The following is an 8,705-nucleotide window of genomic DNA, read 5'->3' as shown; positions in this document are numbered from 1 at the left end:
GACGCCGCCGCCCTGCTGAACCAGACCTTCAACACCGACGCCGTCCAGGACGAGATGCTCGTCGGCGTCGCGAAGATCACCGTCGCCACCGAGTAACTCTCCCTCTCAGTGACGACCGCGCCGGTGCTGCGCCGTACCTCGTAGGGCCGGCATCCCGGTGGAACCCCATCCCGCTACGTGAGCGGGATGGGGTTTTTCCATGCCCGACATGCTCGGCGCCGAGGGCGCGACATCGCGCGTGCAATCACGGGAGACGTTGGGCCACACAGCCCCCCGCCGCCGCGGACACCCGAAGTCGACGCGACGGCGGGGTCTGGGCCTTCCCGAGTCCTGAACCGTCTCGGGGCATGTCGATAGTAGGAGCATTCCTCACGAAAGAACAGTGCTTCTCGAGTGTGCTGTCAGTGAACGTCCACACGCCCCCGCTCAGGCGGGGGCGTGTGTGGGCTGCCGGTCGTCTGCGGATCAGGAGCAGACAAGCGGTGCCGTGCCCGGGGTACCACCGCCGGGCACGCTCAGAGTAGGACCGCGGGCCCTGATCCGCTAGGCGCCCGCCGAAGTTATTCGCACGTGGGGACGTCAGCTCCACGCGGGGCGGGGTTCGGCGGTGAGTTTCCTCAGCGCGATCAGGGCGTCCCGAATGCGGGTCTTCATCGTCCCGATCGGGACACCCGCTTTCGCTGCCGCTTCGGATTGGGTGTACCCGCCGAAGTACGTCAGTTCGAGTGCTTCCCGTTGAGGGGCCGTGAGGGCTTTCATGGTGGTTGTGACACGGTGGTGCTCGATCAGGGTTTCGGCTTTTTCCGCGACGTCGTCCCGGCTGACTTCGAGATCGCGAAACCCGGCGAGGGTGTCGCGGTCACGGGTGGCCTGCGAGGACCGGACACGGTCGATCGCGCGGCGCCTGGCCCGGACGAGCAACCACGCCAGAGCTGTGCCCCGGGCCGTGTCGAAAGACGTGGCTTCCTGCCATGTGGCGAGGAACACCTCCTATGCGACCTCCTCGGACTGCGCCGGGTCCACCAAGATCCTCCGAATCAAGCCCAAGACCCGAGAAGACGTCCGGTCATAGAACACCGTGAAAGCGCGATCGTTGCCCTCTGCGACGAGAGCGAGGAGGTCCTCGCTCGTCCGTTCAGCGGTGACAGGCAGCACAGAAGCAAGCGACACGAGAAGGTCCGATCAGAGAAGCCACGGGGATGAGAGACACTCCCCCGAGCGCTGCTGTCAGCGTATGCGCCCGCCTCCTAGCCGCTTCCCCCACTTCGGGGAACACGCTTTCAACCGCCGCACCCCACTCGACCCGCGACCTCGATCCCCTAGAGGAATCCCCTGTCGGAACACCTCACAGGAGCGAGCTCGCACGCGGCCGGGAATACGGTTCATCGCCCAGGAGGCTCAGTCGACGCGCGCGATGCGGACGTCGATCCTCTCGACCGTGATGGCTGCCTGGTTCAGGCGGGCCAGCAGGGCGTCGTGGACTCGGTGGGCAACGTCGGGCGAGATGCTGTCTGCGTCGGTCGCGATGGTGAGGGCGACGACACCGTCGTCACCAATCTCGATCCGAGGAGGCGGTGGCGGGGTGCTCGGGTCGGGCGTCTGCCGGGCAGCGAGGAGAGCAGGCAGGGTCGCCCGCGGCTGATAGATGTGGGCCACACCGGGGATGCCGTCGACGAGGTCCTCGAGTTCGAGGGCGAGTGCGTCACGGTCGGCGTCGTCGAGGCTATGGCTGGTCATCGTTCTTCTTCCCGGACGGGGGCGGCCCCGTCTGACCGGATCATGACGTCGATGCTCTCCACGTTCATCTCCGTGTGCGTCCGCAGCGCCTCCTCAACGACTGAGCACACCGCCTCGGTCACGGCGTTCGTCGTCGCGCCGTGGTCACGGATGATGCGTGCCCACACGCGGACGACGACCGGCGCACCGGGTGTGGTGACGTCGCCCTCGAGGGTGCACCTTCCGATGAGGACGCCGTCGACGGTGTCGCCGGAACGGCGGACGATGCTGCGGACGGCTCCCTCGGTGATGACGGAGTTCTCGGTCTCCTTCAGCGGCGGGAGGGGGATGTCCCGGCCGGCGTGCGCTTCGAGGCTGATGTTGGTGATGATCTCGGTGATCCAGTCGTCCTCGCGGACGTCCTCGTCGAGCGCATCGGCCTCGAGCGCTCCGTGGGACAGCATGCGGACCCTCGTAAGGGCGTCGAGGGCGTTCTGGCAGGCCGGTGAGTCGTCGATCGTCGGGTCTGCCGGGGTCATCCCGGCGTCGAGGTAGTCGGCGAGTTCGTCAATGGTGTGCCCGTCGAGCCGGTCGGGCTCGAATGACAGCGTCTCGACGTCGTCGCCGCTGACGCCGGCGGCTTCGAGGTCGTCGGGAAGGTCCGCGCTCATCGCCATGCCTCCATCTCGGTGATCATGTTCTTCCGCGCCCTGGAGAGGAGCCCCCGGACGGTCGACACAGGCAGCCCCAGGTCGTCCGCGATCTCGTCGTACGAATGTCCAACCATCTCCTTCAAGATCCACGCCCGCCGTTGGGGGGCCGGCATCGCCTCCAACGCCAGCGTCAGGGCGTGCTCCCGCGACCGGGCCTCCACGACACGGTGCGGCGTCTCGTGCTCGGGCCCTTCGGAGTCGTGGTCGGCGATGTCGTCGTGATCACGCCTCGCCCTGATCCTGTCCACGCACCGCCTGCTGACGATGCGCATCAACCAGCTCTTCACCTTCGCCGGGTCCTCGATCGACGGCAACTGCTTCCACGCCGCGACAAAGGTCTCCTGGACGACGTCGTCGACGTCGTCGGAACGACCGAGGACCCGCCGCGCGTAGGAGCGCATCAACGGCCCGTACCGACGGACCAGGACCTCGAACGCCCGGACGTCACCGTGCCCGGCACGCTCGACGAGTGTGTGGTCGTCAGCGTCCGCGAGGTCGACACGGCGCGGCTGATCGGACACCCGTCAGTTCTACCCGGTCCACGGCTCCCCGTGCCGGCAGAAAAGCGTCCGTGAGCGGGGCGAATCGCTCCCCATCACGACTCGGCCGAAATTCGTCGACAACCGGTGTGACGAATCGCACAGTCGTTGCGACCTAGTAGTGACGCGCTCCTGCCGCCCCTCGACCCGACGAGAAGCACGCGTGCTCCCCACCCGACTTGAATGAGGAACAACACCCGTGACCCTGCTCGCGCCCGCACCCATCACCCGCCCCGCCGCGATGACCCTCACCGAGGCTGAGCCCGGCTTCTGGGTCGCCAGCACCAGCGGCGCCTTCGCGGGAACCGTCGACCACCACGGCGACCACTTCTACGTCCGCGACTGCTTCAGCCAGTACCTCGGCGACTACAGCGACCTCGCCACAGCAGCCGCCCGCCTCCGCACGGACGCCAGCGTGCGAGACGCCGCGTGACGACCACACTCCCCCCGAGGACGGCGGGCACCGGCACCTCCCCGGTGACTTGGCACGAGACGGCCCCCGGCATGTGGACGAGCCGCACCGGCAAGGACATCGCCGGCGCCGTGCAGCTCGTCGGGACCTTCATCACCACCAACGCCCGCGGCGACGTCGTCGGAACGTTCGACACCCTCCTCCAGGCACAGGCTGCCCTCGTCGCACCGCCCGCCCCCTCAGGTCGGCCTCGCCCTCACAGTCGGCACCGGCTCCTGCCGTGGTCTCACCGCCGGTGACCACAACGCACCTCGTGACGGACACCGCACGCGAGCCGCGGCGCTCACCTGGTCGCCAGGCCCGTACGTACGACTCGATGCCCGACGTTCCGCCGGCACTAATCGTCACCTACGCCCGCCGAGAACAACGCCGCCGCCTCTACCCCGTCCCGATGGGGCCCACCTACGCCGACTTCTTCCTCGAGGACACCACCCACCATGCAACTGCCTGACCCGAACATCGCTCTCACCGCACCCATCACCCCCTCCACCCGGCCGCCCCTGCCCGCAACGGAGCAAGTGGACATGGAGCCCCTGCTCGCCGACCGTGACCACCCCTGACCCCCGCTTGCGCGGGTCGCGCCCGGCCCCGACCTCACTGCAACGCCTCCCCCACCACGAACTCATCTCCTACCTCAAGCGGCACCTCGCCGTCCCGCTCCTCGGCGAGACCTGCGATTCGCCGATCATGATTCCTGGGGTCGCGGGCCATGCAGAGGGCACCGTCGCAAGCTCGTGAGCCACCGCGGAAGGGTCGCCGCGCAGCTCGACATACCGGCCGCTGCCACCGCGCCTGCTGCTTAAACCCTCTTTGGACTGAGGATTGGCGCCTCTAGTCGTCTTCACCCGTGCACGACGCACCCGCAGTCCCTAGCTGCGGCCGAGGTGAAGACCCCGCGAAGCAACGCTGCTTCGCCCCGCTGGGGTGTCGTGGCCCGAACCACGACGCCCCAGCGATACCCCGAGAATTGAACGTCAAGAAGAACCGAGCGGCGCAAACGAGGCAATCGACGGAGCCAGCATTTAAGGCGCGAATGTCCGAATCGTTCCAGCCGAGCACTCAGGCTTGCGCCGGTAAACGATCCTTCACGGGGCACTAGGTGCTCGGCCGACATACGGCTACGTTGCGAGGACAGCCCAGACCCCGCTGTGAATGGCGGGGGTCCTGGGTTCGCCCAGGTTCCCCGTCAGGGGTCCCCTACCGGGCAGACTTGTGAGGCGCATTCGCTCTACGGTCAAACGCATGCCCAAGCCCACACGTAAGCCGGTACTTTGGGCGGTCATCGCCTTCTACGTCGCCGGTGTCCTTGCCATTACTTACAGCTCCTACCGGTGGGCGACGAGTGGTCCCGACGACTTCGTGGAATGGACCTCGGGACGAAGTCTTGCCCTTCCGGGCTGGGGGTGGATAGCGCTCGGGTATGTCGTGGGTCTCGCAATGCTCGCCTTTGCGACATACGCCGAGCGTTGGCGTCGACGCTGGAAGTAGAGGACTACCACCGCGAGTTCGGTAACCGATCCCCTACCGGGCAACTTTCGGCCCCGGCTAAGGATGGGCACCGGGCCCTTTGAGGGTTGACCAGGCTGTTCCTGACGACACCAGCGTCGGGTACACCTCGAGCATGACGGCCGGGAGCACCTCCCACGCGTCCCGCGTTACCCCTCGATCGAAGACTTCTAGATACTCCGCTGGCTTCCATTCGAACAACGTCTTCCAACTGTCTTGCGCCATGCGGTGGGTCTCTTCGGCACGAACAAGTTCGTCTCGCTCGAACTCAGTGAGCGGGCGGAGAGCGCCGGCCGCGACGAGCCACTCGACGACGACCTGCATGTCGCCGCGGTGTGGTCCTTGCCCTTCGGTATCTTCGGCGATGCCGTTCGTTGCCCGCGTCGGGAGAACAATCCACGGCACGACGAAGCGGAGAACCCGAGGCTTGAGATCGTTCAGCGCTCGGGCTGTGTCCAGGGCGTGTTCGATCTCGGCCAGCAGTCGCTTCTCGCAGAGAGCGAAGCCCAGCGCCTGCGCCCGTGTGTCGAGATGCGGGTACGGGATCGTGGCGGGGCCTGTGGGAATCGTCTTGACGACCTCCGCGACAGAACTCCGATTAATGACCGCTTTCACCAAGCGCTGCAGCAAACTCGCTCCACCCCTATCCGTCATGCCCCGACGCTAGCGGGGACATTTGCGAGCGGTCGAAGGTCACGACAAGAACTGCCTCTGGCGTATCGGTGATGGATCCCCTATTGAGACGACGGGCGACTCATCGCGCCGCCTGTGCCCCTATCGATTGAAGGCAGGGCGAGAAGGACCGCCAGTGCAACGTTGCCTAGAGGCACGGCGGCCAGGAGTACCCACCACCCCAATCTGCCGGTGTCGTGCAGGCGCCGAACGCTGATTGCGATCCAGGGCATAAGTGACGCGAGCGCTAGGACGGTGAAAATGCCCAAGGCGATTTGTGCTCCGAGCGGCAGGATCGAGAGGAGGTAGCCCCACACTGGAAACGGGTTAAAGGCTTCGAGGGCTTGCTCGACCTGAGGCGGCGGTGCAGCTAGGCCTGACGGGTCCGAGAACAATGTCAGCACACCCGCCCCGAAGGCGATGTTGGCGATGAGGCTGAGGAGGAACCACCACAATGCCCAGAACCAGAACTCAGCCCGAGCTGCCCGACCTCGGAAGATGGCGTAGCCACGCCAAAACCTGACGAAGGAAGCACCGAAGGTCGCCTGATGCCACGGCGTACCTACAGGTGGCTGGGCAGCAGAGTCCATGGGTCCTTTCTACCGACATCGACTACTGAGGGGCCTGCCCAGCGCCAGGGTCGCGTAGCTGGATCGGTTACTGCGACATACCGATCTCGCGCTTCTGTCCTCTGCGCCTGCCCGGTCTTCTGGCGCTACTCATGCAAGGGCCCGGGCGCGGCGAGCAAGTCGGCGGCCTCGGTGGCCATGAGATCCGCCCTCTCTTCTGGTGGTAGCTCGTCGACACGGCTCATGATCAGCAAGGCCTCGACCCCAGGCACCCATGTGTCATCCCTGAATCTGAAACTGAATCCTCGCAAGGCTTCCGAAAGCTGCAGAAGCCTGTTGCTGCGGCCAGCGATCAAGCGCAGACTCTCGACAACCAGAGCACGCCGGCACGCCTCGTCATCGTCGGCGGCCAACCCCAGATCGGTGCCGATCGCGAGGAGGTATTGAAGGTTCTCCCTGGGAGGCAGGCTCGTGGACTCACCAGCGAGAAGGCGAATGTTCAAGCTGTCATGGCCCGCCATCAGCCAAGCGACGGCAAGCTCAGGGCCGCACCATTCATCGGCGTCTCGTGTGAGCGCGACGAGCAGCAGGATCGCGATCACGTCCCGATCAGTCGCCTCAGCTTCCACAAATCCGCCATGGTCGATAACAGCGTCGTTTTCCGCGACCACAGGTCTCGTTCTCGCCTTGCCCGGCTTGAGGAACCCCATCAGGGCTGCTCCCCTCGTTGAACCGCACGATAGACAGTCGAGCGGGCCACGCCGAAGAGCTCAGCGATCTCGCTCGTGGCGTGCTCGCCCGTGCGGTGTAGCTGCACGAGGTGCTTCTCCTGCGAGGGGGTGAGCTTGGGCTTGCGACCGCGGAGCTTCCCGGCGGCCTTGGCGATCGCCATGCCCTCCCGGGTGCGGGCACGGATGAGGTCGGCCTCGAACTCGGCCACCATGCCGAGGACGTTGAACAGCAGCCGGCCGACCGGGTCGGTGGGGTCGTAGACCGCTCCCCCGAGATTCAGGGCGACACCCTTCTTCGTCAGCTCGTCCGCGATGTCCGTCGCGTCCCGCAGCGAACGGGCGAGGCGGTCGAGCTTCGTCACGACCAGGACGTCCCCGGCACGGCACGCGGCCAGCGCCTCGCGAAGCCCCGGTCGAGCTCGAGTCGCACCCGAGAGCCCGTGGTCAACATGCACGTGTTGATCGTCAACGCCCAGTGCTGCAAGACCATCACGCTGTGCTGCGACATCCTGTCCAGACGTCGACACACGCGCGTATCCGATGAGCATCCGACGACTGTAGCGTTTAGACGCCCATCACCGGGCATTTTTGCGGGACAGGCATACGCGAACCCGCAGGCCAGGCCCCACTTGACCTTGACCGACCGAAACGGACTCGGGAAGGTGTCCCGATGAACGACCGCCTGCCGGGCGCTCGGGGCGCTCCGGGCAGCGTCACGCCCCGGCGGGCCAGCGCACCGGGACGGGGAGGCGACGCTGTGCGCGCTCCGCATCCGCGCCTCCTCGTCCGTCGACCAGGTCGAGCAGCAGGCCCGTCGCGACGCGGCCCAGCTCGTCTCCGTCGACGTCGATGGCCGGGACCCCGACGAGGCCGAGCGAGTCGACGACCATCCGCTCCGAGCTCACGACGACCCGGGAGGAGGCGGGCCGGTCGCCCAGCGCGAACATCAACCCCAGACCGATCGCGGTCGCGTACGGCACGACGGCCGTCGCCCGCGCTTCGAGCACCGCGGGCAGCACCGAGACGCCGGCCGCGAAGGTGGAGGGGAACGGTCCGAGCCGCACGAGCGACGCACGCCCGTGGGCGGCACGCGTGACGGCCTCGGTGCGCTGGGCGTCCTGCCACGAGCCCTCCGGCCCGCCGACGTAGACGATGCGCTCGTGGCCGTCGTCGACGAGGCGCGTGACGAGCGATCCGAACGCCGCGGCGGTGTCGGCCACGACCGACGAGAGCCCGGCGACCTCACGGTCGACGAGCACGGCCGGCTTCGAGGAGGCGGCGGCCGCGACGACCTCGTCGGGCCCGCGGGGCGCCACCACGATGAACCCGTCGACCTGGGCCGAGAGCCGTTCGAACGCGACGAGCTCGTCGGGGTGCGCGAGCGGGTGCACGGCGACGGTCAGCTGCACGTCGTGCTCGCCGGCCAGCGCCTGCGCGCCCGCGATCACGGGCGTGAAGTACGAGTTCTCGAGCGTCGGCACGACCAGGGCGATCAGCCCGCTGCGACCCCGGGCGAGCTGGCGCGCGGCGCGGTTCGCGACGAAGCCGAGCTGCTCGGCGGCGGCGAGCACACGGCCCGCGGTCTCGGGCAGCACCAGCTCGGGACGGCTGAGGGCGCGGGAGGCGGTCGCCTTGGAGACCCCCGCGAGCGCGGCGACGTCGGCCAGTGTCGACATGCGCGGTGTCGACATGCGCGTCCCCTCCGTCGTCGTGCCTGCAGCGAGCCTAGGGGACGGTCCGGCCACGTTTCACATGATCGTTACACGCGGTGGTCGTGCTGCCCCCAG

General features: G+C 67.3%; 11 protein-coding genes. 2 read left to right on the top strand and 9 right to left on the bottom strand.

Annotated features, from left to right (window positions below; genetic code table 11):
* Window positions 1-579: 579 nt before the first annotated feature.
* The 4 genes from EDF20_RS15525 to EDF20_RS15510 form a co-directional block, all read right to left on the bottom strand.
* Complete coding sequence (locus EDF20_RS15525; protein ID WP_347876507.1) at window positions 580-987, bottom strand: sigma-70 family RNA polymerase sigma factor; 408 nt, start codon at window positions 985-987, stop codon at window positions 580-582.
* Window positions 988-1,398: 411 nt separating this feature from the next.
* On the bottom strand, window positions 1,399-1,737 hold the full coding sequence (locus EDF20_RS15520) for a hypothetical protein (RefSeq protein WP_133739324.1): 339 nt from the start codon (window positions 1,735-1,737) through the stop codon (window positions 1,399-1,401).
* Window positions 1,734-2,387: a hypothetical protein gene (locus EDF20_RS15515; RefSeq protein ID WP_133739323.1), complete on the bottom strand. Its 654-nt coding sequence runs from the start codon at window positions 2,385-2,387 to the stop codon at window positions 1,734-1,736. The genes EDF20_RS15520 and EDF20_RS15515 overlap by 4 nt, the downstream gene beginning before the upstream one ends.
* The gene (locus tag EDF20_RS15510) at window positions 2,384-2,950 is read right to left on the bottom strand and encodes a sigma-70 family RNA polymerase sigma factor (protein ID WP_133739322.1); all 567 of its coding nucleotides are present in this window, start codon (window positions 2,948-2,950) and stop codon (window positions 2,384-2,386) included. Before EDF20_RS15510 ends, EDF20_RS15515 begins: the two co-directional genes overlap by 4 nt.
* 217 nt (window positions 2,951-3,167) lie before the next feature.
* On the opposite strand from EDF20_RS15510, the gene EDF20_RS15505 reads away from it, so the two are divergent.
* Window positions 3,168-3,401, top strand: coding sequence for a hypothetical protein (locus EDF20_RS15505; RefSeq protein WP_133739321.1), 234 nt, complete (start codon window positions 3,168-3,170; stop codon window positions 3,399-3,401).
* Between the two features lie 355 nt (window positions 3,402-3,756).
* Entirely contained in the window at window positions 3,757-3,891 is a 135-nt protein-coding gene (locus tag EDF20_RS16165) for a hypothetical protein (protein ID WP_279586180.1), read from the top strand.
* Between the two features lie 1,094 nt (window positions 3,892-4,985).
* Here the strand turns inward: EDF20_RS16165 and EDF20_RS15500 are convergent.
* The 5 genes from EDF20_RS15500 to EDF20_RS15480 form a co-directional block, all read right to left on the bottom strand.
* Window positions 4,986-5,600: a hypothetical protein gene (locus EDF20_RS15500; RefSeq protein ID WP_133739320.1), complete on the bottom strand. Its 615-nt coding sequence runs from the start codon at window positions 5,598-5,600 to the stop codon at window positions 4,986-4,988.
* A gap of 80 nt (window positions 5,601-5,680) precedes the next feature.
* Window positions 5,681-6,208, bottom strand: coding sequence for a DUF805 domain-containing protein (locus EDF20_RS15495; RefSeq protein ID WP_133739319.1), 528 nt, complete (start codon window positions 6,206-6,208; stop codon window positions 5,681-5,683).
* A gap of 125 nt (window positions 6,209-6,333) precedes the next feature.
* On the bottom strand, window positions 6,334-6,897 hold the full coding sequence (locus EDF20_RS15490) for a hypothetical protein (RefSeq protein WP_133739318.1): 564 nt from the start codon (window positions 6,895-6,897) through the stop codon (window positions 6,334-6,336).
* Window positions 6,897-7,466 (bottom strand): recombinase family protein, encoded by a 570-nt coding sequence (locus EDF20_RS15485; protein ID WP_133739317.1) that lies wholly within the window; start codon window positions 7,464-7,466, stop codon window positions 6,897-6,899. The genes EDF20_RS15490 and EDF20_RS15485 overlap by 1 nt, the downstream gene beginning before the upstream one ends.
* Before the next feature lie 165 nt (window positions 7,467-7,631).
* Window positions 7,632-8,609, bottom strand: coding sequence for a LacI family DNA-binding transcriptional regulator (locus EDF20_RS15480; protein ID WP_243833525.1), 978 nt, complete (start codon window positions 8,607-8,609; stop codon window positions 7,632-7,634).
* Window positions 8,610-8,705 lie beyond the last annotated feature (96 nt).

The organism is Frigoribacterium sp. PhB116 (assembly GCF_004364285.1).
GTDB lineage: Bacteria > Actinomycetota > Actinomycetes > Actinomycetales > Microbacteriaceae > Frigoribacterium.
The sequence above is the reverse complement of the archived record's forward strand: the minus strand, read 5'-3'. Positions and strand labels throughout refer to the sequence as shown.

Bases quoted from the DNA above. Each gene is read 5' to 3' on its own strand.
- EDF20_RS15520 (WP_133739324.1), bottom strand. From the start codon at position 1,737: ATGACCAGCCATAGCCTCGACGACGCCGACCGTGACGCACTCGCCCTC.
- EDF20_RS15515 (WP_133739323.1), bottom strand. From the start codon at position 2,387: ATGAGCGCGGACCTTCCCGACGACCTCGAAGCCGCCGGCGTCAGCGGC.
- EDF20_RS16165 (WP_279586180.1), top strand. From the start codon at position 3,757: ATGCCCGACGTTCCGCCGGCACTAATCGTCACCTACGCCCGCCGAGAA.
- EDF20_RS15500 (WP_133739320.1), bottom strand. From the start codon at position 5,600: ATGACGGATAGGGGTGGAGCGAGTTTGCTGCAGCGCTTGGTGAAAGCG.
- EDF20_RS15495 (WP_133739319.1), bottom strand. From the start codon at position 6,208: ATGGACTCTGCTGCCCAGCCACCTGTAGGTACGCCGTGGCATCAGGCG.
- EDF20_RS15490 (WP_133739318.1), bottom strand. From the start codon at position 6,897: ATGGGGTTCCTCAAGCCGGGCAAGGCGAGAACGAGACCTGTGGTCGCG.
- EDF20_RS15485 (WP_133739317.1), bottom strand. From the start codon at position 7,466: ATGCTCATCGGATACGCGCGTGTGTCGACGTCTGGACAGGATGTCGCA.
- EDF20_RS15480 (WP_243833525.1), bottom strand. From the start codon at position 8,609: ATGTCGACACCGCGCATGTCGACACTGGCCGACGTCGCCGCGCTCGCG.